The sequence below is a fragment of the Planctomicrobium stercoris genome (assembly GCF_051465655.1).
Lineage (GTDB): Bacteria > Planctomycetota > Planctomycetia > Planctomycetales > Planctomycetaceae > Planctomicrobium.
This window is the reverse complement of record NZ_CP195791.1, coordinates 626951-651614: the sequence shown is the minus strand read 5'-3', so window position 1 is coordinate 651614 and position 24664 is coordinate 626951. Positions and strand designations below refer to the sequence as shown.

At 57.8% G+C, this 24664-nt stretch carries 16 protein-coding genes; 8 read left to right on the top strand and 8 right to left on the bottom strand.

Translation table 11 applies throughout. From position 1 onward, the window contains the following. Positions 1–145: 145 nt before the first annotated feature. Both SH661x_RS02625 and SH661x_RS02620 read left to right on the top strand, forming a co-directional pair. Entirely contained in the window at positions 146–3271 is a 3126-nt protein-coding gene (locus SH661x_RS02625; protein WP_437227730.1) for a DUF1553 domain-containing protein, read from the top strand. A 13-nt stretch (positions 3272–3284) separates the two neighbouring features. Then, complete coding sequence (locus tag SH661x_RS02620) at positions 3285–4721, top strand: DUF1501 domain-containing protein (RefSeq protein ID WP_437227728.1); 1437 nt, start codon at positions 3285–3287, stop codon at positions 4719–4721. A 79-nt stretch (positions 4722–4800) separates the two neighbouring features. Here SH661x_RS02620 and SH661x_RS02615 read toward each other — a convergent pair whose 3' ends face one another. The 6 genes from SH661x_RS02615 to SH661x_RS02590 form a co-directional block, all read right to left on the bottom strand. Next, the gene (locus SH661x_RS02615; protein ID WP_437227726.1) at positions 4801–5424 is read right to left on the bottom strand and encodes a DUF2238 domain-containing protein; all 624 of its coding nucleotides are present in this window, start codon (positions 5422–5424) and stop codon (positions 4801–4803) included. An 87-nt stretch (positions 5425–5511) separates the two neighbouring features. Next, positions 5512–6102 (bottom strand): flagellar motor protein MotB, encoded by a 591-nt coding sequence (locus SH661x_RS02610; protein ID WP_437227724.1) that lies wholly within the window; start codon positions 6100–6102, stop codon positions 5512–5514. A 194-nt stretch (positions 6103–6296) separates the two neighbouring features. Then, positions 6297–7148 carry a motility-associated protein gene (locus tag SH661x_RS02605; RefSeq protein ID WP_437227722.1) on the bottom strand — a complete coding sequence of 284 codons (852 nt, stop codon included), beginning with the start codon at positions 7146–7148 and terminating at the stop codon, positions 6297–6299. 134 nt (positions 7149–7282) lie between these two features. Beyond that, positions 7283–9004 carry a glycosyltransferase family 39 protein gene (locus tag SH661x_RS02600; RefSeq protein ID WP_437227720.1) on the bottom strand — a complete coding sequence of 574 codons (1722 nt, stop codon included), beginning with the start codon at positions 9002–9004 and terminating at the stop codon, positions 7283–7285. A 734-nt stretch (positions 9005–9738) separates the two neighbouring features. Beyond that, positions 9739–10311, bottom strand: a complete 573-nt coding sequence (locus SH661x_RS02595) for a helix-turn-helix domain-containing protein (RefSeq protein ID WP_437227718.1) — start codon at positions 10309–10311, stop codon at positions 9739–9741. A gap of 946 nt (positions 10312–11257) precedes the next feature. Further along, positions 11258–14569 (bottom strand): SNF2-related protein, encoded by a 3312-nt coding sequence (locus SH661x_RS02590; RefSeq protein WP_437227716.1) that lies wholly within the window; start codon positions 14567–14569, stop codon positions 11258–11260. 401 nt (positions 14570–14970) lie between these two features. Between SH661x_RS02590 and dapA the strand changes: the two genes are divergently transcribed. Next, positions 14971–15864, top strand: coding sequence for a 4-hydroxy-tetrahydrodipicolinate synthase (gene dapA / locus SH661x_RS02585; RefSeq protein ID WP_437227714.1), 894 nt, complete (start codon positions 14971–14973; stop codon positions 15862–15864). A 98-nt stretch (positions 15865–15962) separates the two neighbouring features. Next, a complete protein-coding gene (sufD, locus tag SH661x_RS02580) occupies positions 15963–17276 on the top strand; it encodes a Fe-S cluster assembly protein SufD (RefSeq protein WP_437227712.1) in 1314 nt (437 codons plus the stop codon). A 53-nt stretch (positions 17277–17329) separates the two neighbouring features. On the opposite strand, the gene SH661x_RS02575 is transcribed toward sufD, so the two are convergent. Next, positions 17330–18034, bottom strand: coding sequence for a site-2 protease family protein (locus SH661x_RS02575; protein ID WP_437227710.1), 705 nt, complete (start codon positions 18032–18034; stop codon positions 17330–17332). Between the two features lie 279 nt (positions 18035–18313). On the opposite strand from SH661x_RS02575, the gene SH661x_RS02570 reads away from it, so the two are divergent. The 4 genes from SH661x_RS02570 to SH661x_RS02555 all read left to right on the top strand — a co-directional run bounded on the left by SH661x_RS02570 (position 18314) and on the right by SH661x_RS02555 (position 23954). Continuing rightward, positions 18314–19114, top strand: coding sequence for a metal ABC transporter ATP-binding protein (locus tag SH661x_RS02570; RefSeq protein WP_437227708.1), 801 nt, complete (start codon positions 18314–18316; stop codon positions 19112–19114). A gap of 14 nt (positions 19115–19128) precedes the next feature. After that, positions 19129–20565 carry a metal ABC transporter permease gene (locus SH661x_RS02565; RefSeq protein WP_437227706.1) on the top strand — a complete coding sequence of 479 codons (1437 nt, stop codon included), beginning with the start codon at positions 19129–19131 and terminating at the stop codon, positions 20563–20565. 243 nt (positions 20566–20808) lie between these two features. Further along, positions 20809–22155, top strand: coding sequence for a hypothetical protein (locus tag SH661x_RS02560; RefSeq protein WP_437227704.1), 1347 nt, complete (start codon positions 20809–20811; stop codon positions 22153–22155). Between the two features lie 374 nt (positions 22156–22529). Continuing rightward, the gene (locus tag SH661x_RS02555) at positions 22530–23954 is read left to right on the top strand and encodes a cytochrome P450 (RefSeq protein WP_437227702.1); all 1425 of its coding nucleotides are present in this window, start codon (positions 22530–22532) and stop codon (positions 23952–23954) included. Between the two features lie 93 nt (positions 23955–24047). Here the strand turns inward: SH661x_RS02555 and SH661x_RS02550 are convergent, their stop codons facing one another. Then, on the bottom strand, positions 24048–24479 hold the full coding sequence (locus tag SH661x_RS02550; protein ID WP_437227700.1) for a c-type cytochrome: 432 nt from the start codon (positions 24477–24479) through the stop codon (positions 24048–24050). Positions 24480–24664: the final 185 nt, after the last annotated feature.

The following is a 24664-nucleotide window of genomic DNA, read 5'->3' as shown; positions in this document are numbered from 1 at the left end:
AATGTGTTCTTTCGCAGCGAAGCTCCCGCCTGAAGAGATTCATCGCCTCAGTCACACCTGCCGCTGACTTTCAAACAGTTTCGGAAGCGTTCCCGGATTGAGGCTCGTCGAGCAAGTTTCCAATTGCCGCAAGGACCACGTTTTCATGGCCCGCCAGTGTCTCTTGTTGGAATCCTCCCTCCCGAAGCAAGGTCGTCTTCACATCCTGATGGCGACGCTGGCATTCGTACTCGCTCCCCCGCTCTATGCCAAAGACCTGGATTACAACCGGGACGTCCGGCCCATTCTGGCCGATAAGTGCTTCATCTGTCATGGCCCTGACCACGGAAACCGGCAGGCCGAATTACGACTTGATACTGCAGAAGGAGCCTATGCCGCATTGTCATCCGATGCGGCTCTGGTCGCGATCCGGCCGGGTGACCCGTCTCATAGCGAGGTCTACAAACGGCTGACCACGGATGATCCCGACCAGAAGATGCCTCCCGCCAGTTCCAATCTCTCTTTATCCGCCGAGCAGATCGCAACGATCCGGAAGTGGATTGAACAAGGTGCTGTTTATCAACCGCACTGGGCTTTTCTCGCTCCTCAAAAGTCTCAAGTCCCGGAAGTCCCCAATGATCGCTGGGTGCAGAACGAGATTGATGCATTCGTTCTGCAGAAGATGCTGGAACAAGGGCTCAAACCAAACCCACCAGCCACTCGCGAGCAACTGATCCGACGGGTCACGTTCGACCTGACCGGCCTTCCCCCCACGCTGCAGGAAATCGACGCGTTCGTCGAGGATCAGTCACCGGATGCCTTTGAACGTGTGGTAGACCGGCTGCTCTCCTCGGAGCGATTCGGGGAACGGATGGCCTCGGAGTGGCTGGACGTGGCCCGCTACAGCGACACCTACGGGTTCCAGGTCGATCATGAACGATTCGTCTGGCCCTGGCGTGACTGGGTCATCCGGGCATTCAACCGGGATCTCCCTTTTGACGAATTCATGACTCAGCAACTGGCAGGGGATCTCCTGCCTGATGCCACGCAGGAGCAGATTCTCGCCACCACGTTCTGCCGACTTCATCCCCAGGAAGCCGAAGGGGGAAGCATTCCGGAAGAGTATCGCACCGGTTATGTCTCCGATCGTCTACAGACATTCTCGACAGCGTTTCTGGGTTTAACGGTCGAGTGCTGCAAGTGTCACGATCATAAGTACGATCCCATTTCTCAGCGCGAATACTTCGAGATGGCCTCCTTCTTCGACAACATCGATGAATCGGGCCTTTACTCCTTCTTTACCCGCAGCATCCCCACTCCCACGCTGCTGCTGACTGATGAGAACTCCGAAAAGACTCTTGCCGAGCACAAGGAAAAATGTCGGCAACTCGAACAGGCACTCGTTGAGCTCCCCTCAAGCCGAGTGGAAGCTTTCCGATCGTGGAGAGCTTCGAAGCCGGCTGCTCCAGAAAAGGTAAACGGGGAACTCGCTCATCTGAATTTCGACACCGTACACGCTCCAAATCAGCCGGTGCCCGGACCGGTCGGTCAGGCGATCCAGCTGACCGGCGACGATGCCGTTCCGCTCGACGTCGGTAACTTCACACGCTCACAACCTTTCTCAGTCACTTTGTGGATGAAGACACCCGACGTCAAAGAACGGTCGGTCGTCTTTCATCGTTCGCGCGGATGGATGGACGCAGGGAGCCGCGGCTACGAACTGATGATCCTCGACGGGCATCTCTCCTTCGCCCTCGTCCATTTCGATCCGGGCAATTCGATTCGCGTGAAGAGTCCGGATCCGTTCCCGGTGGACGCCTGGCATCATGTCGCTGTGACCTATGACGGATCGAGTCAGGCCCCGGGTGTGTCGATCTATATTGACGGGAAACCGATCCCGGTGGAGATCGTCCGGGATCAACTCACCAAAGAGATCACCGGGGGCGGCGGAGACAATATTACCATCGGCGAACGATTCCGGGATCACGGATTCAAACAGGGGCAAGTGGACGAATTCCGGGTCTTCAATCGCAAACTTCTGCCGGTCGAAGTCGCTGAACTTCATGATTTCCATTCCCTCAAAGATGCCTTTGCCTCGGATGCCAGCGCCTCTCCCGAACAGGATTCACTCTGGAAGTATTACCTGGAGAACGTCGATCCCGAATATCAGGCTGCTCTCGCTGCATTGCAGCAGGCGAGACAAGCGTCCGCCGACTATATCGAGACCATTCCTGAAATCATGGCGATGCGGGAAACGTCGGAAGCCCGGCAGACCTACATCCTCACTCGCGGGGAATACGCGCTGCGGGCCGAGCCCGTCTCCAGCGACACCCCCGCCATCTTTCCTGAGTTCTCGGAAGAATTGCCTCGTAACCGTTTAGGACTGGCCCGCTGGATGGCAAGCCCGGAACATCCGCTGACCTCCCGCGTCACCGTCAACCGCTACTGGCAGTTGCTGTTCGGAACCGGACTGGTCCGAACAACGGAAGACCTGGGAAATCAGGGAGAATGGCCCTCTCATCCCGAGCTGTTCGACTGGTTGTCACGGGATTTCATGGAACAGGGATGGAGCGTGAAAAAACTGCTCAAGCAGATGGTGATGACCTCAACTTATCAGCAGTCTGCGACTGTCACCGACGAGAAAGAAGCAATCGACCCAGCAAACAAGTGGTTATCCCGCGCGATGAGCGAACGCTTCACCGCTGAGATGCTCAGAGACAATGCACTCGCTGTCAGCGGACTGCTGGTCGACAAGATTGGCGGCCCCCCGGTCAAGCCGTACGAAGTGGAAGTGGCGTTCAAGCCGTTACCCCGCGACACCGGTGAAGGTCTCTATCGTCGCAGCCTGTACACGTACTGGAACCGGACCGGGCCAGCCCCTGTGATGATGGCACTGGACGCGGCGAAACGGGACGTCTGCCAGGTTCGACGGGAACGGACGCTCTCTCCTCTGCAGCCGCTGGTGCTGTTGAACGGACCTCAATTCGTTGAAGCAGCCCGCATGCTGGCTCAACGCGTCATGCTCGATCACCCCGGAGATCAGAAGGCCGTGCTGGTCGACATGTTCCGCTGGACCACGAGTCGTCGTCCCTCCGCTGAAGAACTGGATGTGATCAACACTCTTTACGAGCAACACCTGAGCGACTTCTCTGCACATCCTGAACAGGCCGTCGCATTCCTGGCCGTCGGGGATGCACCTCGTAATGAAACTCTGGATCCAGCCCAGCTGGCAGCCATGGCCGGAGTCGCCAATCTTCTGTTGAACTTTGATGACTGCGTCTTCCGACGCTGAAGGGAACCGTGAAATGTCGAGACTCTGTACCGGCAGCATTGACACGCACTCGCGGCGAAACTTCCTCGAACAGTTCGGCCTGGGACTGGGGTCATTCGCACTGAGCAGTTTGACCGGCGGAGCCGTCTCTGCCCAGGAGAATGAATCCGGTCTGGGAGAAACGCACTTCCCCGCCAAAGCGAAACGGGTCATCTATCTGTTTCAGTCGGGCGGACCGTCTCAGATCGATCTGTTCGACTATAAACCGCTTCTCACCGAGAAGCAGGGGATGGACCTTCCCGATGAGATCCGCGGCAGCCAGCGCCTGACCGGCATGAGCGCGAACCAATCAAGACTGGCACTGGTCGGTTCCCCCTTCAAATTTCAACAGCATGGTGATTCCGGCGCCTGGCTGAGCGAAGTCCTTCCGCATACCGCCAAAGTGGTCGACGACATCTGCTTCATCAAGAGCGTGCATACCGATGCGATCAACCACGGGCCCGCTGTCACCTTTCTGCAGACGGGGTCGCAGTTTCCCGGCCGCCCCAGCATGGGGGCGTGGCTCAGCTATGGCCTGGGAACAGAAAACGCCGACCTCCCCGCTTTCGTGGTGATGCTGACCAAAGACAAAGAAGGACAACCGCTCGCCTCGCGATTGTGGGGCAACGGTTTTCTGCCATCGCGCTATCAGGGAGTCCAGTTTCGACCGGGTAAGGACCCTGTGCTGTACCTGGGGAACCCGGGCGACCTCCCCGCGACGCACCGTCGACACATGCTCGATGCAATGGCTCGACTTGAACAGATTTCCAGTCAGACCAATGCTGATCCGTTGATCGAGAACAGCATCGCACAATACGAACTCGCCTTCCGCATGCAGGGATCGATCCCTGAAGCCACCGATCTTTCGCAGGAAACGGAAGAAACCTTCAAGCTGTACGGAGAAGAGGCCCGCACCCCGGGGACCTTCGCAGCCAACTGCCTGCTGGCCCGACGACTTGCGGAACGGGGAGTTCGCTTCATCCAGCTGTATCATCAGGACTGGGACCATCACGGTGGAATTCCATCCGGAGTCAAATCGGAAGCGCAGCAGACGGATCAGGGGGCTGCAGCTCTGATTACCGACCTGAAACAGCGAGGAATGCTTGAAGACACGCTGGTGATCTGGGGCGGCGAATTCGGCCGCACCAACTATTGCCAGGGGAAGCTCGAAAGCAATTTCGGCCGGGACCATCATCCCCGCTGCTTCACGGTCTGGATGGCTGGCGGAGGAATCAAAGGGGGCATGACCTACGGGCAGACGGACGACTTCGGTTACAACGTCCACGAGAACCCGGTGCATGTCCACGACCTGCAGGCAACGATTCTCGCCCTCATGGGAATGGACCACGAACGCCTGACCTACAAGTTCCAGGGCCGCAGATTCCGTTTAACGGACGTGCATGGACATGTCGTCAAAGACATTCTCGCGTAATGTATGCGGCGAGCGGGAGACGTCAGTCTCCTGATTCTGTGTTTTATTGGGAGACTCACGGCTCCTGCTCGCCGAAGTGTCATTCGCGGCGGGATGAGAGCATTCTGATAAGCATCACTGCAATCACGCTTCCAATCAGATTGAACACCAGATCCCAGCCGGTGTTCTCGTAGCCCCCCACGTTGGTCTCCGGCATCAGTCGCGTCGCCAGAAACTCGATCACTTCATTGAGTGCCCCGAAGCCCATCCCTGCAGCGGCGCACAAGACCATCAGCCCGAATGTGGGCGAGGCTTTCAGCCCGCGATTGATGAAGGCGCGACTGAGTGACTGCCAGCAGATCCAGGTCGTCAGTCCGAACCCGCAAGCGTGTACGAGCTGGTCGTACTTGAGATAGGGTCGGAAGATCCACCAGTTGTAAAGCACATGCGGCTCTCCCTCATTCACCGGCCAGCTCGCTGGGATCGGGACAAGTCCACCAGCCATGTGCGCCAGTCCCCAGGCCCACAAGCCCCACAGGGCAGCTGTGCGAAGCTGAACGTGGCGGTGCAGAACGAGCACAAAGATGCCCAGCACCACCAGCACGGCAGCATACATGATGAATTCGCTGTTGCCGTTGTCCCAGGAGAAATACAGGGCCGGAAGCACATACAGGCTGGCAGCCAGCAACACGGGCCATTCCTGACGTGAGAGCCTCAGATTCATGTGAGAATCCGATCTACAAACTGTTGAGGGTCAGCGAGAAACTTCTTTTTTCTCCGTGCCTCCCCGTCTCCGTGGTGAATCTTCTCCCTACCGCCCCTGGGTCCGCTCGATGCACTCATCCGCGATCCCTTCCCAGTCGATCTGGGACATCGTCGTTTCGACCAGGTCCAGCACCAGCGGGTCGTTCACCGATTTCTTCGCGACGACCAGCATTTCCTTTTTCATCTTGTGAGCGAGCATTCGCCGGGCGGCATCTTCCGGCTGAGTCGAACCATCCTGCACGCTGGGAAGCTGCCGGGCTGCTTTCAGCTCCTGCTTTGCGGTCTCATACCACTTTTCATAGCGTCGGGGTTCTTCCAGTATCCACTCGGCGACCACCATCGTCGGATCTTCATCATCGTGGTGCTGCTTGAGCAGACCGATGCTGCGACCGGCGGTGCGATGATTTTGATTCGGCACCGACCCATTGATTTCGGAATAGAACAATCCGCCCGACTGCTTATGACGAGAGGAATCGCCCAGCACGTTCACGCCGATGGGACCTTGAAAATAGTGGGCGATGGACTCTTTGACCTTCTGATCCTGCGAGACCAGCCACATCACCAGAAAGAACGCCATCATGGCGGTGACGAAGTCGGCATATGCGACTTTCCACGCGCCTCCTCCTTTGCCTGCCATGACGTTTGCCTTTCAATGAATTGCGGGGCCCTGAAGAACAGAAATTCAAAAGAAGAGATAGAAACGCAGAGATCGCAGAGTAAGAAAAGAGACTCTCTGCTTTTCTCAGCGGTCTCGGCGATCTCTGCGTTTCAAATCTTTTGTTCTTTGAATTTGATTCTGATTTCGGATTTCGTGCTTCGAATTTACGGAACCTACGCAGCTGCCTTGAAGATCTCTTCCATGTCTTTCATCGATGGGCGGCAGTCGGTAGTCACGCCCCGCCGGGCTTTCTCCAAGGCTGCCTTGGGAGTTCCACCTTCGACAAAGTCGACGACAGCTGATGCCACGGTTTTACGCAATGCGGTCTCTGCGTGTCCCATCGACTCCATGGCCGCAGCCAGCGGGCCAATGATCCCGTAGGACATCAGAATCCCCAGAAACGTTCCGACCAGAGCAGCACCGACCTTATGGCCGATCTCTTCCACCGGCCCGTCAATCGCGCCCATCGTGATCACAATCCCCAGCACCGCCGCAACGATTCCGAATCCGGGCAATGCGTCGGCAGTTCGGGTCAGTGCCCCCACAGCCGCATGATGCTGTTCATCCACCACACGAATGTCTGTTTCGAGCAAGGCCTGCAGCTGCGGACCGTCGGCACCTTCCGAAGCAGCGACCAGTGCGTCCGAGATAAAATCTTTCAGGTGATGATCTTTGGCGACCGAAGGGTACTTGTGAAATGGAGAGCCGCTGCCCTCTTCAGAAAGAATCGATTCGAGTGCCAGAAGTCCGTCGCGTCGCGCCACGCAGAAGAAGTAGTAGAGGACCTGAAAGACCTCTCGATAAGTCTTCTTGCTGCAGTTCCCCCCTTTGACGACTCCGATCAGTCCTTTGACGAGATCGACAAGCACCTGTTTGGGAGAACCGGCGATCATGGCTCCCAGGGCAGCCCCGCCGATCGTGATGATTTCCGAAGGATGGATCAATGCATGGATATGACCGCCGGCCATATTGAAGCCCAGGAGCACTGCCCCGAGAACGACAATGATTCCAATAATGCTGACCATGTATCCGCACTCTGACTGCCATTGAGGCGGCGCACGGAGATCCGTCTCCATCCGCGGGGCGGAATTCTTGCGAAAACCCCATTTTGACACAAGACCCGTTTGGAAGAGTCCGAGGTCCAGAGCGGAAAACAGACTTAGTCCGCTTTTCTCGGCTCTAGACTCTCATCCTTCGACTCTGGAACGTGTTTCGGAAACTCGATCAATTCCGCAAGAACGACCCCCTGCCGGGTCATCTGCTGCAGGACGCGTGCTCCCGGCGGCAAATCGGTCAGCGACTTCCACGGATCAGCGTCCCGGCGGACGTGCAGCACAAACCGGGGTTTTTCCGACTGTTTGTCGTCGTAAGGGATGATGTTCAAATCAGGCCGATGCAGCAGCCACGAGTCATTCGCCACCAACTGTGGAAACAGCGGATGCAGCACTGGAGCAATCGCCAGTGTCTCCCCTTCGGTCAGAAAGTGACTCGCCTCACGCAAAAACTCGGAGGAGACTGCGTCCCCCCAGTAGTTTCGCTCCATTCCTAAAGCAGCGGCCCCTCGGAGCCCGCCCACGATCACGCTGTAGGAGGATAGCAGCGCTGGAAACGATGTCCGGATATTGACGAGGGGAATCAGCATCAGAATGAGTGCCAGTCGCCAGCGTGAGGAAGTCAGTCCCCTGCTCTTCAGAAATTCGCAGGCCCGCTGAACAGCGACCCCGACCCAGATCGAGAAGATCGGCCAGATCATCAGGAACAGGCGTTCGCCGTCGTACACCGGGACCCCGGGAATCGCAAAAACGAACAGGGGAAGCCAGAACGCCCCGAGCAAGAGTTGATTCTGCTGCGGGCTGAGCCCTTGTCCTGAATTCGAAGGCTGAGAATCAACGGCGCTCGAAGCGATCCCCTTTTGCGAGCTGAACCACATTCCCCACATTCCGAGCACCAGCCAGGACAGCGGGGTCGTGATCAGAAACATGACAAAGGGATAATGAAACGGGACATTGCGGTCGGCGTATCGAACCCCCAGGTATTCACAGTACAGCGTCGAACGGTCGGTTGTTTGTGCGAAGTAGGCGACAAACCGGGAGAGTGGATCGCTCCACAGCCACGGCCAGCCGACAAAGAAGACCGCTGCTGAGACCAGTGCAATCACAGCCAGCGGCAGGATGCCCTGACGTTTCCAGTTCCACAGGATCCAGACGGAGATGACTGGAGGAAGAAAGATCGCCTGAATCTTCGTCAGAAGGGCCAGGCCCAGAAACAGGCCGGGAAGCAGACCATCCCGCCAGGTGAGCTGCTTTCGATCCCCAATCCACTTCAAGCAGGCGAGGATGCAGCCGACATAGGCCAGGTTCATCGCCGTTTCGACCGATGCCAGGTGGGCATGGCCGAACACACGCGGGGTTGCCCAGAGAGTGAGCCCGGCACCCAGTGCTGCCAGCCAGCCAAGACGCTTGCGGGTCCAGGCTGTGATCAGCCAGATCAGACACCCGAAGCAGATCGCGGAGCCGACCCGGGCATAGGTAATCATGTAAAACGGGTGCGAGCCGAGCCCGAGGAGGCGCGATAACAGAGCATTGCTCACTCCCAGCGGCATGCGTCCCAAGGGAGGGTAATCAGGATGATAACCGGGGGCGTTGAAGATCTCCTGCAGCGTTCGCGGATCCAGTGCAGCGAGTCCTGATTGCAGGATTGACTCGACCACGTAGACAGCGCTGCCGGTATTCAGGTTCTCGTCGAATGTCAGGCCGGGACCGGCTGTGGTCCAGGCGCATTCATCTGCGAGGTCCAGTTGCCAGGCAACGGACAGACAGGCCAGCAGTCCCAGCCAGACTGGAAAAGAGGCAACCAGAAATGGACGGCAGCGAGCGAGCATTCACAAATCATCCGGCAGCCCGGGAAAGAGAACGCACCGATTGTAACGATCCGCAGGGACCTCTCGCGAGTTTCCGGAGATAAGGTCTGCGAGCATTCGTCGGGAAGGCTCGAGGGGGGCCCACGTTGAAAGACGGGCCTGTAGAAACACACAAAGCGGCCCTTTTTGAAGGGGCCGCTTTGTGAAATGTGGTCGAGCCGCTTATCAGCGAATCCGGTATTCACCGCATCCGGTCAACCTGATCGTTCTGCATTCCGGCTTGTGACCGGGACATCAGACGAACGGATGGTTGGCGGTTGCAGTCTGGTAACCATGGCTGTTGCTTCCCTGCCGTGGAATGCCTGATCCGGAATCCTCTGCGGGTCACTTTGACCGAACATGTCCTGCCGATTTCATTTTTCGAACGATTGATTGCAGTCGCACGAGCGTTCCCCAACGACTCGCACAGAAGGTGGACATCCGCTTGCAATCGTCTTTGAACAAAATCTTCAGTTCATCTCAGTCATCGCGAATCGCGAAGTTTTCCTTTTCAGTCACGCCTGAACAGTGATGTTCGCGGCAGTAACCGGGAGCCCCAGTCCGGTATCGCCCCACCGGCCGTGACCTGCCCGCCTCTCGACGGGACTAGTGCTGCGACGACTTTGTACTGTCTGTGTTTTCCGCACGTTCCGCGCGGGCCATTGCCCGGGCAGAAGCGGACGGAAGAACACATTCAGTTCATCCTCGAAGCACCACTAAACCAACGTCTTGCGACGGCTGACAAGCGTCCGAATTCGTTCTGCAAGCAGGGCAGCATCAAAAGGCTTGCGGAACGTTTCGTTGAAAATCGTGCGATCGAAACCGCTGGCCGTGTCATCATCGCTCAACAGAGCGATCAGGACCGTGTCAGCATAATCGCCGTTTCGACGCAAATTCTGCGCGATCATCAGGCTTTCATTGCGTCCCATTGAAAAATCAATGACTACACAATCCGGATGGAGGGATTCTGCCTGGATTCCAGCTTCGAAACCACTGGCCGCAATTTCGATCTTGAAATCTTCAATCGGCAAAACGCCTTCCAAACCTGTCCGGACGGCACCGTCCACGCCGACGAGCAGCAGTTTGCCCATCGCTTCATCTTCCAATTCCCCCAGGGGCATCCCGTGTTCCTTGAGGAAACGGATGAGATGCTCACGGGGAATTCGGCGGTCCTGGGAACCGGGAATCCGGTATCCGCGGAGTCGGCCAGAATCGAACCACTTACTGACGGTGCGTGGTGCGACCTTGCAAATCTTTGCAACTTGACCAGTAGTGAAGATCGTCCTCATTGCGGGCTCTCCAATCACAATCTGTCTGGGTCGGAGCTATCGTAGCTCCAGATCTTCACCCCTAGTTCGACAACATGGCCGGCTCTCCTAGCCCGTGGGTCCATGGCAAAAACCAGCGTCGGCTTCGGGGTCTTTCATCTCAACTAAACGGGGACAACACGTTCTCAAAACCGCGCCAGCGTGAATCCGTACTGTACGGACCACTTCCCCGTCGTGTCCTGAGTCCTTGCCGTCGTTGAGGGGAGTCCGCCTGTTCAACAAATTTGAACGCGAGACTCTTCAGCAGAATTCCGCCCCGAGTCACGTCGGAACAACCGCCCACCGCGATTGCGACGTCTTGTCGCTCCCGCGTAGTCGTTGTTCCAAGCATGATCCCCCCGTGAATCCAACCAAACGACTGACACGCATCATGCAGCCAGCGGGACTTGTGCTCCCGATTCGTTCGGATGAATTCACCCGACCTACAATTTCGGCGTGGACCGGGCATCAACTTAAGTCCGTCTATTGAGACTGACCGAGGAATCAACAGGATTTGCCACAATCGGCATAATCGCTTGCAACGAATACTCCGGCTGTCCTAAGTCTGAACCACAATTTCCGTTTTCCGACAATTTTTTCGGAATCATCCGTGCAATTGGCGCCTTCAAGATTCATCCAATCTTTAAATCCGCTGCAATCGATACAATGCGACAATTCAGCAAAACCACGCACCGTGGGTCGCACTGGGAGAGAATTCATTTTGCCGTCAGGGACGTTGATGCGTTCTTTCAGGCAATCCAGCAGTGGAAGTGCAGATCAAAGCGGATCTGCCCGGGTCCTGAGACGCCTGTGCAGCAGGCATGCCCTGTTTCAGCATAGGCATGCCCCAAACGCGTCAGCAGCCTCCCAGAGCCGACTGCCGACTTCACTACCCTGACCTCTGGCCCCTGACCCCTGCCCTCTCTTCTCACGACAGCAGAAGTTCGAGGTCGTCGGTCGTCAGATCGCCCAGAGGCGTCCCTTCCGACTCCAGAATCGCATCCGCCAGTTCCCGCTTCTGCTTCTGCAGTTCGAGAATCTTCTCTTCCACCGTGTCGCGGCAGATGAGCCGATACGCGAAGACCTGCTTGGTCTGGCCCACGCGGTGAGCCCGGTCGATCGCCTGGGCTTCCACAGCGGGATTCCACCACGGGTCCAGCAGAAAGACATATTCCGCTTCAGTCAGGTTCAGACCTAAACCCCCTGCTTTCAGAGAGATCAGGAAGACGGACGTGTCCGGATCGTTCTGGAACTGATCCACCACCTGCTTTCGCTTCCGGGTCTGACCGTCGAGGTACGCGTACTGAATTCCCCGTTTATCCAGATGCTTCTTGACGATCGAGAGCATGCTGGTGAACTGCGAGAAGACAAGCGACTTATGCCCTTCCTGGATCAACTCGTCCAGCTGCGGGACGAGCACATCCAGCTTGGCGAATGCGTCCTCCTCGTTCCCCTTGTCGAGTAACGCGGGGTGGCACGCAGCCTGCCGCAGTCGCAGGAGAGCTTCGAGCACGTGCATCCGGCTCTTGCCCATCCCCTGCTTCTTGACCATTCCCAGCAGCGAATCCCTGTAAAATTCCCGCATTTCCGAGTACAGAGCCCGCTGCCGTTCTCCCATCTGGCAGTAGATGGTTTCTTCGAACTTGTCCGGAAGTTCCTTGGCGACCTGCCCTTTGGTACGTCGCAGGACAAACGGACGAACTCCCGACGCGATTGTGCGGCGGGCACTTTCGTTGGTCACTTCCGTGGCGAACGTCTTGAAGATCGAGCTGCGCCCCAGCATGCCGGGGTTCAGGAATTCGAAGATCGACCACAGGTCGCCCAGATGATTCTCGATCGGCGTACCGGACAGGGCCACGCGATGACTGGCTTTGAGCAGCCGCGACGCCTTGGCCGCCTGGGAAGAGGCGTTCTTGATCGTCTGAGCTTCGTCCAGCACGACGTAGTCAAATTCCTGATCTTTCAGGGCCAGAATGTCCCTGCGCAGTGTTCCGTACGTGGTCAGAATCAGGTCGGTCGTGGGGATCTGCGGAGCGAGAACCGCGCGGTCCGGCCCGGTATATTCCATGTGCGAGAGTTCTGGAGCGAACTTCTGGATTTCCTGAACCCAGTTGAACATCAGCGACTTCGGCACAATGACCAGCGACGGAAGCTGACGCTGTCGCGACTGACGACGCTCCTGGAACAGTGCCAGCATCTGCACCGTCTTACCGAGACCCATGTCGTCCGCGAGACATCCGCCGAACCCGTAGTCCTGAAGGAAGTGCAACCAGCCCAGACCTTCACGCTGATAGGGACGCAGTTCCCCGTGGAAATTTCTGGGCTCCGCACGGGGTTCGACCCCTTCGAACGAGGCCAGTTTGCCACGCAGTTCCAGGTAACGGTCGTCGAAGTCGACGAATTCCTGAGCAGAAAGCAGCGCGTCGACCAGTCCCAACTGGGCGGTGGAGAAGCGCAGGCCTTCTTCGTCGGTCGTTCCCAGACCGGCGAGAATTCCGTATTGCTGCAGCCATTCCTCCGGCAGAATTCCCAGCGAGCCATCGTCGAGGCGGATCGTCTGATCGCCACGGGTGAGCGCCGCGAGCAACTCGGGGAAGCTGGCCTTTTTCCCGTTGAAATCCACGTCGGCGGTCAGTTCGAACCAGTCAATTCCCGACCGAACGTTGAATTTGACCGCTGCAGCCTGGCGGACTTCTTTCCCGTCCGCGTGCACCTGCCAGCCGTCGGCGATCAGGCCGCGCACAGCCCGACCCAGTTCGCTGGCAGCGATATCGACGTCATGGGCCGACTGTCGGTGATCGACAAGCCGACGGAATCCCAGGTCGTCCAAACGCCCCCAGAACGCCCCTTCCTTCTGCTGATCTCGAAGCAGACAGCGGTTCAAATCTCTCTGAACAACTGCCCACTGCACATTCGATCCGCGGACGAGCGTCCCTTCGTAATCGAACTCGACATTGGCGTGAATGCGTTCGTGTTTCCAGCCCCGCTTGGACGGGGAGCGGAAGATGAGCCGAGCCACAGGGACCGGCCGAACCTCTTCCAGCTGCAGGGATTTCGGCAAATCGAGCTGCGGCAGACTGGGCATATCCAGCAGCCAGTCGACGAGGTCACGTTCTTCGTTGGGTTTGGCGGTGAGCTTCTGTTCGCCGAGCATCATCGGCACCCAGTCGAAGGCGTTGAAGTCTTCGAGACGGGAGATCTGATGCTTGGCGACGACGAGCCCCCCGGGGAGGATCAGATCGCATTTCTCCAGCGGCAGCTTTTCCTCGCCGCGACGCACTTGCCCCTGCAGAATCCAGCTCTCGTCTTCCTGCTGGTCAAGGCACAGACAGAGTTTCCACGGTTCTGACTCATCCCAGGTGAGTTCATCCGTGTCTTTTTCGGATTCGTCGAGGAATCGCAGTCGTTTGGAACCTGCCATGAGCGGCAGGATGAGCAGGCAAAGTTCGAACGGAAGGCGATATCGCGAGACGGACGTCTGGAATTCCGCCTGTTGCGCCATCCAGCCTGTTCTCTCGGGAGTTCCGCCCCCGAGAAACGCGAGAATGCGGCGGTCGTCAGCGTGTTCAATTTCTTCCAGGCGGCCGGGACGGATCTTCAGAGGCTTCAATTTGCCCCATTGTCCGTTGCTGCGGCGCTGCCGCTGGGAGGTTTGAATGACAAGTTGTTGCGATTTCCGGCTTTCGGCAACGTCGACTTCGTAGAAAATTTCGCGTTCACGGGACTCTGCGGACGCTCCCGGTCGACTCGCCGCCGGCATCTGATTTCTCAGGTCCTGCAGCTTCACTTCCCATTCGCGGGGCTGGGCTTTGGGCGTCCGGGGAGCGGCTTCGCGGGATTTTGCGGGCGGCTGAAAGACGTCGCCCCCTTCAAAATCGTCTTCGTCCCAGGAACTGAAATCCATCGGTTCGTACCGGCTTTCGGAGACGAACGGAGGGACCTGGCCGGGTTTGGCGGCTCCCGTGAGGTAGGAACCCGCGTCCACTGCCAGCAACGTGGCCCACAGGTGCTTGCACGCGGGATCGCGCGACTGACCCTCGCCGACGCACGAGCAGAACATGCGAAGCTCACCTTCCAGACGGCTCAGATGCGTCTGGTATTCGGTGCCGTCCCGCACGACGGCGTGCAGATCATCGGCGGTGACGCGAGCAATGGAAACACGGTCGGCCTGCATGTAGGCCTGACCGCGAAATCGGATATCACCGCGAAATTTACTCTCAAGCAGTTGTGTCAGAGACACCCCTGGCCTCCCTGCGCATTGATTTCTGACAGCTCCACACGACTGATTCGCTTCACCATTGCCAGTGCCACGGTCATTGACTCAGTTCGACTCGGAGAAAACGGACATTCCGGAAACTCGATAATGCAATTCCCGGAGAACAATTCAACGGTTCCGCCCGTAAACCGGGCGCAGCGATCCAGCCTACAGCAATTCACAGTCGATTTTCCAGACTGGTTCAGGCGAAATCTTACGGAGTTGGGAACTCGCATCAGGATTTCTGATTCTACTGCGGGGCGAGGGCGATTCCGACGCCACACTCTTTCGATTGAACCCCGTTGTGTCTAAAATACGAGTCTTTCTCGCAAAACACACACCCCCGACAAGAGCGATGGCCGCGCGCTGCGGCAATGGAGTTCAAGATGGCCCGTAAGGGAGAACAGTTCGCCGGACTGACCGTGGCAATGGTGACACCGTTTCGAAACGGGGATGTCGACGAAGCGGCGCTGCGGAAACTGGTGGACTGGCATGTCGAGTCGGGAACCAACTGCGTCTGCCCCTGCGGCACGACCGGAGAAAGCCCCACGCTCAGCCATGATGAACACGAACGTGTCATCTCCCTGGTATGCGAGCAGGCAGCTGGCCGCATCAAGGTCATGGCTGGAACGGGGTCGAACTCGACCCGCGAAGCGGTGCGTCTGACGCAGCGTGCCAAAGAGGCCGGAGCCGATGGCGCGTTGATGGTCGGGCCGTACTACAACAAGCCAATGCAGGATGGCTTCTACGAGCACTTCAAGGCCGTTGCTGAATCGGTCGACCTGCCGATCGTACTCTACAACATCCCAGGGCGAACTGCAAAAAACATTGAAGCAGACACCATCTGCAAGCTGGCCGAACTGCCGACGATCGTTGCCATCAAAGAGGCGACCGGATCCCTCGACCAGGCATCGCAGATCCTCAACGGCAGCGACCTGACGCTGCTCTCTGGAGACGACAGTCTCACCCTGCCCCTGATGTCCGTGGGCGGGAGCGGAGTTGTCTCCGTGGTTGGAAACATTGTTCCCAAGGACGTTCTGGAACTGATCAGCGCCTGGAAGGCCGGCAACATTGCCAAAGCACAGCAGGTGCATCACAAGCTGTTCCCGCTGTGCCGCGACATGCTGGGACTGGCCACCAACCCCATCCCGGTGAAGGCAGCCATGCAGCTGCTCAAGCGGGACACGGGTGAAGTCCGCCTGCCGCTGACACCACTCTCACAGAGTGACGTCAGCAAGCTCGAGAAGACATTGAAGACCTACGGATTACTCGGTGCATAGCCGGCGAGCGGGAGATGTAAGTCTCCCGATGACATCCCGATTCTGAGATATCGGGAGACTTAGGTCTCCCGCTCGCATTAAAAAATGGCCGAAGACAAATGACAGACTCCACACTCCTTGCTGCCGGGTTCGACCAGTCAGCATTCGACCGCTTTCTCGCCCATCGGTCCGAACCCGACTGGCTGAAGCAACAGCGCAGCGAAGCGTTCTCGCACTATCAGGAACTTCTGCAGGTCGAACTCGATCCGGAAGAATACAAGCGGCTGGAGCTGCGGACCTTTCGACCCGAGAAGTTTCATCTGGCGGAGAAGTCTCATGCCACCAGTGAACTTTCCACGCTGATGCAGAACCGGGCGGAGTTCGCGGGTGCGGTCACACATGTCGACGGGCAGTGCCTCACTTCCACTCTCGACGAGGATCTGAAGGCGAAAGGTGTCCTTTTCGGCAGTCTGCAGGAACTGCTGGTCAAACATCGCGAGCAGATCGAGCCGTACTTCCTGACCCGGGCCGTCTCTCCGGAAACCGACCGGTTCTCCGCATGGCACGCAGCGTTCTGGACCGGTGGAACATTGCTGTTTGTCCCCCGCAACGTGGAGATCAAGGTCCCGCTGTACAGCCTCATCAGCCTGCAGCAGGACGGCGCAGCCGACTTCAGCCATACGCTGGTGATTCTGGAAGAAGGTGCTTCGGCCACGCTCCTGGAAGAAACCGCCTCTGCTTCGCCAGACACCGATGGTCTGCATGTGGGAGCGGTCGAGTTGATCGTCGGAGCAGGAGCCCGGCTGGCTTATGTTCAGCTGCAGAACTGGAACCTGAAAGTCCGTCATTTTGCCCATCAGTCCGGACGGGTCGCCCGTGATGGCATGCTCCAATGGACAGTCGGAGCACTTGGAAGCCGGTTGGCGCATATTCATCAGGATGTGCATCTCGATGGACGCGGAGCCTCTGCACAGGTGAACGGTGTGACGTTCGCAACCGAGAAGCAGCAGCTGTCCTACTACACCCAGCAGACACACCACCAGCCGGACACGAAATCCGATCTGCTTTACAAGGAAGTGTGCCGCGACAAGTCACGCGTTGTGTGGCGCGGGATGATCAAAGTTGATCCGGAAGCCCAGAAGACCGACGGCTACCAGCGGAACGACGCCCTGATGCTCAGCGCTGATGCACGCGCAGACGCCATCCCGGGCCTTGAGATTGAAGCGGACGACGTTCGCTGCACGCACGGGGCGACTGCCGGCCGTGTCGATGATGAGCAGATCTTCTACGCCATGTGCCGAGGGATCTCGCGCTATGAAGCAATGCACATGATTGTCGAAGGCTTCTTCGCCGGCGTTTACGACCGGATTCCCGTTGAACTGGTCCGGGAAACTCTCAGTCAGGCCGTGGAACGCAAGCTCGGCATCGGGTGATTGAGTTAAAACAGTGTTTAGCCCCACACTTGAAGTGTGGGGCTAAACGGAGTCTATCCCCGGTACTGCGAATTCAACTGCTGGATCATCGAGTAATTGCTCGCCGCCAGCATCGCAAAGAGAAACCCCGGGTAGGTTTCGTCCCGGGAAAAGAACCAGAGAGCGGCCAGTCCTCCGACGATCAGACCGACCCACGCTGCGTACAGATACCCTTTGAAGGGTGAGATCGCTGTGCAGATCTCCTGGCAGACTCTCCCCCCATCCAATGGAAGCACGGGGAGCAGGTTGACCAACCCCCAGTAGAGATTGATGTACAGCAGCTGCATCAAGACAAAACCCAGCAGACTCTGAAAGTTCTCAGGAATGTGGTGGTAAATGTGGGGTAGCACAAATCTGACAAACAGCAGCACCAGTCCCCAAAGCACGAATCCTGCCCCCGGTCCTGCGAGCGAGATCAGGATCGACTTGCCCCGCGTGTGGTTTCGAAACGGGTGGTAGAACGCCAGGCCGCCAAACTGGTACAGCAGAATGCTCGGTTGATGCCCGAACCAGCGGGCCGTCAATGCATGCCCCATTTCATGCACCAGAATTGAGACCAGCAGCACCAGCAGCCATGCCAGCAGATACGGGACCCCCGCTCGAAGGGCACTGTACCCCAGAATGGATCCCATCACCCAGAACCAGACGGAGATCCGGACCGGAATCCCTCCCAGCTGAAACTGCAGGTCATACGGAGTTTCATTCACGGTCCCAAACATAAAATCACTGCCGCTGGAAAGTGTGGACTCAGGCAATCCCTGAGAGTTTAAAGATTTGAAACGCAGAGTTCGCGGAGTTCGCTGAGAAATTCAAGAGAAATCTCCTGTCTTCTCTGCGTCCTCGGCGATTTCCGCGTTTTCATCTCTTTTTTGATTCGTCGGGGATTTCGCCAGTTTACTCCGCGTTTTTCCCTCGCTCACGTGAGTTGCTGAATTCTCTGTGCGAAAGTGGAGCACAGGCTACATTCTTCCCGCGGGAGAGAATACGATCGAGACGCTATGTCGACATCCGTGCCGGCTGGAAAGCCTGAATCGTCCGACCGCAGTCTCCAATCCCCGCTGTCCATCAAAGACATGACGGTGGCCTACCAGCGGCGTCCCGTCGTCTGGGACATCGATTATACCGCTCCCGCCGGAAAACTGGTGGCGATCATCGGGCCCAACGGGGCCGGCAAAAGCACATTAATCAAAGCTTCGCTCGATCTGGTCCCCAAAGTCTCCGGCACCGCCAGGTTCTTTGGACGCCCCTATCGAAAGATGCGGGACAAGGTCGCCTACGTTCCTCAGCGAACCAGCGTCGACTGGGATTTTCCTGTCAACGCTCTGGATGTCGCTGCCATGGGACTGTACCGGCAGATCGGGTGGTGTCGCTGGGTGACTCGCAAGTATCGTGAGCAGGCCCTGCATGCGTTAGAGCGAGTCGGCATGGCGGACTACGCCCATCGACAGATCCGCCAGCTCTCCGGCGGTCAACAGCAGCGGGTCTTTCTGGCCCGTGCCCTGGCTCAGAACGCCGACCTGTACCTGATGGATGAACCGTTTGCCGGGGTCGATGCAACAACCGAAAGAACGATCGTCTCCTTGCTGCGGGATCTGCGTTCTCAAGGCAAGACGGCTCTGGTCGTGCACCATGACCTGCAGACGGTGACGGAATATTTTGATGAAGTGCTGATGCTGAACATGCGCATGGTGGCAGCGGGCCCGACCGACACCGTCTTCACCGCAGAGAACCTGAAACGCACCTACGGCGGGAAGCTGTCGCTGCTGGATCAGGTCGGTGCACGGATCGCAGGGAGCTGAGGACCGTGCACTCCATGAACCGCTCGTTACGTCACCTCCGGCAACTTTGTCTGGCCTGTGCACTGGTAATCTGCGGAGCGACGGCAGTCGACGCTGCGGAAAGAGCGGCGGGTCCATCTTCTTCTTATCGGGTGTTTCTGCTTCAGGACTACAACACGCGAGTCGTTCTACTGGGGACGACCTTTCTGGGCATGAGCGGAGGAATCGTGGGGGTGTTCATGCTCCTGCGGAAACGGTCGCTCATTGGAGATGTGATCGGGCATTCCGCGCTCCCGGGAATCGCGATCGCATTTATCGTCTCGCAGGTGATGGCGCCCGGGTCTGGCAAGAATCTTCCGCTGCTGATGTCCGGCGCTTTTCTGGCGGGACTGTGCGGCGCGCTGTGCGTCATGCTGATCGAACGGAATTCCCCCATTCGGGCCGACGCTGCACTGGCGATTGTGCTCAGCCTCTTTTACGGACTGGGGACTGCCCTTCTCACCGTCATTCAGCGTATGCCCACCTCCAGCGCCGCTGGACTGCAGTTCTATCTGAACGGCAAGACCGCCTCCCTGCTGGCATCCGACGTCTGGGTCTTCGCACTGTCTTCACTGGCCATCACCGCTCTGACACTGGCTCTTTTCAAGGAACTGACGCTGCTCTGCTTCGACGACGGTTACGCCAGCGCCAGCGGATGGCCGGTCATGTGGCTGGACGCCCTTCTGGTGGGACTGGTGGCTGGGGTGACGATTGTCGGCATGCAGACCGTGGGGCTGATTCTGGTAGTCGCGATCCTCATCATTCCGGCAGCCTCAGCACGGTTCTGGACGAATGAAGTACACCGTCTGACATGGATCGCTGCGGCGCTCGGGGGGATCTCCGCTGCGATGGGAACACTCGTGAGCGCCATGGCTCCGCGGCTGGCAGCGGGAGCGGTGATCGTTCTCAGCGGTAGCTGTCTGTTTCTCTTCAGCCTGCTGATGGGAACCAAACGCGGACTCTTCTGGCGCTGGCTGGAACAGCAGCGTCTTCAAAAGCGGATCGGAAGCCATGACCTGCTGCGAGCTGCTTACGAGAAAATCGAATCCCTGGAGCCGGACGACGATATTTCCGAACAGCGATTGCTGAAGGCTCGTCTCACCCGGGCCCAACTTCAGGAGATGCGATCCTGGAGTCCCCGAAGACTCTCGCAGCTCATCCGTCAGGCGATCGTGGACGAAAACATCGAGATCAATACCGATCGCACACTCAGCCTGACCCCCAACGGAGCCGCTCTCGCCCGTCGAGCTGTCCGCAATCACCGACTGTGGGAAATTTATCTGATCACCTACGCGGACATCGCCCCCAGCCACGCCGACTACGATGCAGACCGCATTGAACATGTCCTCGGTCCGCAGCTGATCCGGGAACTCGAAGAACGACTGGCGAAACGGGATGATCTGTCGCTCCCGGCGAGCCCCCACTCGTTGTAGTGGGATTTCTCTCCGCTCGAGGAGCATTCGGAGGCCGAATCAGACCCCGAAACTCCTCTTTTCGCCATTCTTGCCAAATCATCCACACCTCCTCCGGCTCCAAATCGATCTTTTCGAAATCGGCAGATTTTGCTACTTGATCGCACACTTCCGGAAATTTCCGTTTAGGATCCATGAATCAAGCACCGTGGATCAGGAACTCCTGCAGCCATTCAGCCGTTATTGCCAAGGTGTGAAAGTATCGTGTCCAAGCCTCCACGAATCCCACGTCCGCGACATCTGTTTCCGGAACTGGCAGCCTTTCTCATCGAATGGAAACGAACCAACCTGCGAGCGGCAAGGAATTTTCGCCGCGCGATCGGGCATGTTCCGATCTGGGTGACGGGTTCTGTCGCTGGTCTTCTGGGAGTGATGCTGGCCATTTCCCTGTTCTTTGTGCATGAACCCGAGTTACACGCGGCTGCCACTCCCGTCGAGATCCCGCAACCGCGGATCGAGCCTGTCCCGACAATCGCCGTTCCGCAGGTCCAGGGGCGTCCAGACCTGATGGCCCGGCTCCAGCTGACAGATTTTCCGTTTGTCTTCGATGAGAATCTGATCAGCGTGACGAGTTCGACAGCTCCAAAACCGGGTCTGGGCTCTCTCTCTCAGATCAACGACCTGTGGCGACGGGCTCAGAGTCGCGATGGTGTTTTGCCCGCATTCGCATCTTACCTGATCCGGGCTGCGGGAAATCCATCCACCTGGCCCCGGCTGCTGGCTTCGGAATTTCCGGATACGCGTTCGTATCCGGGAGCTCGCGGGCTGGGAATCCAGGTTCTGAAAACAACCGATCTGCACGGTTCTGCTCATGAACCTGTGACCTACGAAATTGTTGTTCGCAACCGTTCTGGAAGTGCGATTGAAAACCTGTCGATCCGCGAGAAGATCTCTTCGCTGGTGCGAGTCACCGATGTGGTCCCGGAAGCAGGAATCGCTGGTGACGAGCTGGTCTGGAACGTCGATCTTCTGCCTCCGGACGGCAGCCGCACGTTCCTGATCACAGTCACACCTGAGTCTGAAGGAGAGATTGCAACCACGACGAGCGTCGTTCCCACCTCTCGCGTCAGCGCGGTTGTGGATGTCCATCCGCGAGTCGAGCAGCTGCCCCCCAAAGAGCAGCCCAAGCCGGCCGCTCCCGGTGCGCCTGAGTTGAAATTGACCTATACCGAAGTCAAACCGCTCAAGCAGGGGGAGATCCTCTCGATGATCTTCGAGGTGAAAAACGTCGGAACCGCAGTCGCTGAAGACGTCCAGCTGTTCGTTCGACTTTCCGGCCAGTTCGAACATCGGTACGGAGAATTCGTCAAACATCAGGTCGGAGCGCTGCAGCCCGGACAGAGTCGACGGGCCTTGCTGCAGGCGACCGCTCGGGATCCCGGCGAAGCTCATCTGGACGCATCACTGACGATGCAGGGAGCTGAGAAAGAGGCTCGGGAATTGAAAATTCCGATCCACGGGGGACCAGTCGTTCCGGGGCGTTTGCAACCGGTCGTGAATCGGCCGGTAACCGATCACAGCACTCAGCTGACCGCTCTTGAGTCCAATTGATTTGGCTTTTGCACCTGCACGAGATCGCACATCAGGCGCTCGTGCACCTGGCTGCGATCCATGTGCGCGGGAACGTCGTGTTCCGCGAAATTCGAATCGCGATGGACTCACGCTGATCCATTTTCTGGACCGCCGACGAATTCCGGGAAAGCCCGTCTGCTGGGGAAATCAGGGGCGATTTCGGAAACTTCTCTTTTTACGTTTGGTTGAAAACTCTATTCTTCCAACGTCTTGACAGATTTTCGGACTGGGATTTTTCCAGTGCTGAAATGTGACCCACGGGAACAGGAGCCCTTGGCGCGTGTCTTTGCGAGTGCGACAATCCACCGAGTCGCATATTGCCCAGACATCCTAAGGGGCACGGATGCCTTGCGATGACTAATTTATCCATTTCCACGATGGAAGATTCCCTGCCCATTACCCACGGACGCATCGCCGACTTCGCAGATGATCCTGCAGTCTGTATGCGTCGGCTTTGGGAAACCCACGGGGAAGTCTCGGCACTTCAGGAAGGCAACCAGCGGGTTCACTTTGTCTTCGGACCGCATTACACCAAGCAGGTCCTTTCGGATTCGAACCGCTTTCATTCCCAATTCTTCGCCATCCGTGGACCTCGCAAGTCGGCACATCGTCGCGTGACCAGCGGCCTGCTGACCATGAACGGCGAGACCCACAAACAGCACCGCCGGATTGTGATGGGTCCGTTTCAGAAACGGGCCATCTCCGCCTACCACGACACGGTCGTCGGTCTGGCCCGCAACGCCACTCTCGACTGGAAGGCGGGACAGGTTCGCGATCTCGCCAGCGACATGACTCACTACATGCTGCAGCTGACCAGCAGCATTCTATTCGGGATTGATATCCCTGAACTGGCCTATCGCGTTGGTGAACAGACCGAACGCTGGGTCGCCCTGAACCATCTGGTGGGGCCTTCCGCATTTTCCTCGGATGAAAACACCTCGGAGCTTTATCAGGAACTGCTGACCGCCGCTGAAGAACTGGAAGAGTCGGTCAAAGAGATGATTCAGATTCGCCGCAGCGGCAAGCTGGGGTTCGATGTTCTCTCTCTGTTGATGCGTGCTCACGAACAGGGAGAAGGGGTGACCGACGAAGAGCTGATCGGCCACATCGTGCTGCTCTTCGGCGCGGCCCACCTGACATCCGCACACACGCTGACGTGGACACTTTTCCTGCTCGCCCAGCATCCGGAAATTATGGAGAAGCTGCACCGGGAACTGACCGAAACTCTCGACGGCAATCCCCCCGGAGCGGAAGATCTCGAACGCCTTCCCTATCTGGATCAGGTCCTGAAAGAGAGCATGCGGATCATGCCCGCAAGTTCGTACTCCCAGCGAGTGACCGCTGAACCGGTGGAACTCGGACCGTTCCAGCTCCAGCGCGGGGCGTCGGTGATCTTCAGCCAGTTCATCACGCATCACCTGCCGGACCTGTATCCACAGCCGGACAAGTTCATCCCGGAACGCTGGTCCACGATCAACCCTTCGCCTTATGCCTACCTGCCGTTCGGAGCCGGTCCCCGCATGTGCGTGGGAGCTGCGCTGGGGATGATGCAGCTGAAAATCTCGCTCCCCATGATGCTGAACCGGTTCAAGATGACGGTTCAGCCCAATGCCGAGATCAACTCGCGGATCATGTCCACGATGCTCTTTCCGGCATCGACTGTCCCGGTCCGACTCTCTGAGCACGACGGCACATTCACAGCATCTCCGGTGACCGGAACGATTCACTCCATGGTCTCGCTGCCCGACGCTTCAATCAGCCGCCAGCGCGTGGCTTAACGGAATCGAAGCAGGAACACCCGTTCAGACCTGTCGTGGGTTCGACTTGAGAGAATCTCACGAAAGTGAGGCGTTCCGGCGGCGATAAAGGGGCTATTCTTCCGATTCGAGGGAGTTCAGGTACGCAGCGACAGCTGCAGCGTCGTCCGGAGTCATCCGGAATGGCGGCATCGGCAGGCGCGGTGTATACCCGTTCGGAGTCTTTCCGGTCTGCAGAAACTCTGCGAATTCCTCTTCGCCCCAGCGGGCGGGAAGCGACCTCAGATTGGGAGCGCGGAATCCCCAGGTCTGATTGGGATAGGGGGACCCGACCGGCATCGTCGCTCCCGCGAGCAGTTCGTGCTGGTCGAGATTTCCCGACTGATCTTTGGGAGTGTGACAGTAGATGCACATGGCGACATGATGCACCAGATACTTCCCTCGACTGACTTTCTCATTCCCTTTCTCGACCACTTTCTCCGCTGCCAGAACGGGAACACAAACGGTCATCATCAGCCACACACCAAAGCAAGACTTGAGCATCATGAAGTCTCCGGTCGCTGGGATCTGATTGAAAGCCGACATGATGTCGGAAGAGGACTGGAACACATCAATGTACGCCACTGCGAACAGGGGTACCAGTCCTGATCTGACGGAACCCGCAACTTTCAATCAGTTCAGGCTCAACAATGACCTCCCGTCCAGGAGGCGCATCGAGGCTGTGACTTCAG

Bases quoted from the DNA above. Each gene is read 5' to 3' on its own strand.
- SH661x_RS02625 (WP_437227730.1), top strand. From the start codon at position 146: ATGGCCCGCCAGTGTCTCTTGTTGGAATCCTCCCTCCCGAAGCAAGGT.
- SH661x_RS02620 (WP_437227728.1), top strand. From the start codon at position 3,285: ATGTCGAGACTCTGTACCGGCAGCATTGACACGCACTCGCGGCGAAAC.
- SH661x_RS02615 (WP_437227726.1), bottom strand. From the start codon at position 5,424: ATGAATCTGAGGCTCTCACGTCAGGAATGGCCCGTGTTGCTGGCTGCC.
- SH661x_RS02610 (WP_437227724.1), bottom strand. From the start codon at position 6,102: ATGGCAGGCAAAGGAGGAGGCGCGTGGAAAGTCGCATATGCCGACTTC.
- SH661x_RS02605 (WP_437227722.1), bottom strand. From the start codon at position 7,148: ATGGTCAGCATTATTGGAATCATTGTCGTTCTCGGGGCAGTGCTCCTG.
- SH661x_RS02600 (WP_437227720.1), bottom strand. From the start codon at position 9,004: ATGCTCGCTCGCTGCCGTCCATTTCTGGTTGCCTCTTTTCCAGTCTGG.
- SH661x_RS02595 (WP_437227718.1), bottom strand. From the start codon at position 10,311: ATGAGGACGATCTTCACTACTGGTCAAGTTGCAAAGATTTGCAAGGTC.
- dapA (WP_437227714.1), top strand. From the start codon at position 14,971: ATGGCCCGTAAGGGAGAACAGTTCGCCGGACTGACCGTGGCAATGGTG.
- sufD (WP_437227712.1), top strand. From the start codon at position 15,963: ATGACAGACTCCACACTCCTTGCTGCCGGGTTCGACCAGTCAGCATTC.
- SH661x_RS02575 (WP_437227710.1), bottom strand. From the start codon at position 18,034: ATGTTTGGGACCGTGAATGAAACTCCGTATGACCTGCAGTTTCAGCTG.
- SH661x_RS02570 (WP_437227708.1), top strand. From the start codon at position 18,314: ATGTCGACATCCGTGCCGGCTGGAAAGCCTGAATCGTCCGACCGCAGT.
- SH661x_RS02565 (WP_437227706.1), top strand. From the start codon at position 19,129: ATGAACCGCTCGTTACGTCACCTCCGGCAACTTTGTCTGGCCTGTGCA.
- SH661x_RS02555 (WP_437227702.1), top strand. From the start codon at position 22,530: ATGACTAATTTATCCATTTCCACGATGGAAGATTCCCTGCCCATTACC.
- SH661x_RS02550 (WP_437227700.1), bottom strand. From the start codon at position 24,479: ATGATGCTCAAGTCTTGCTTTGGTGTGTGGCTGATGATGACCGTTTGT.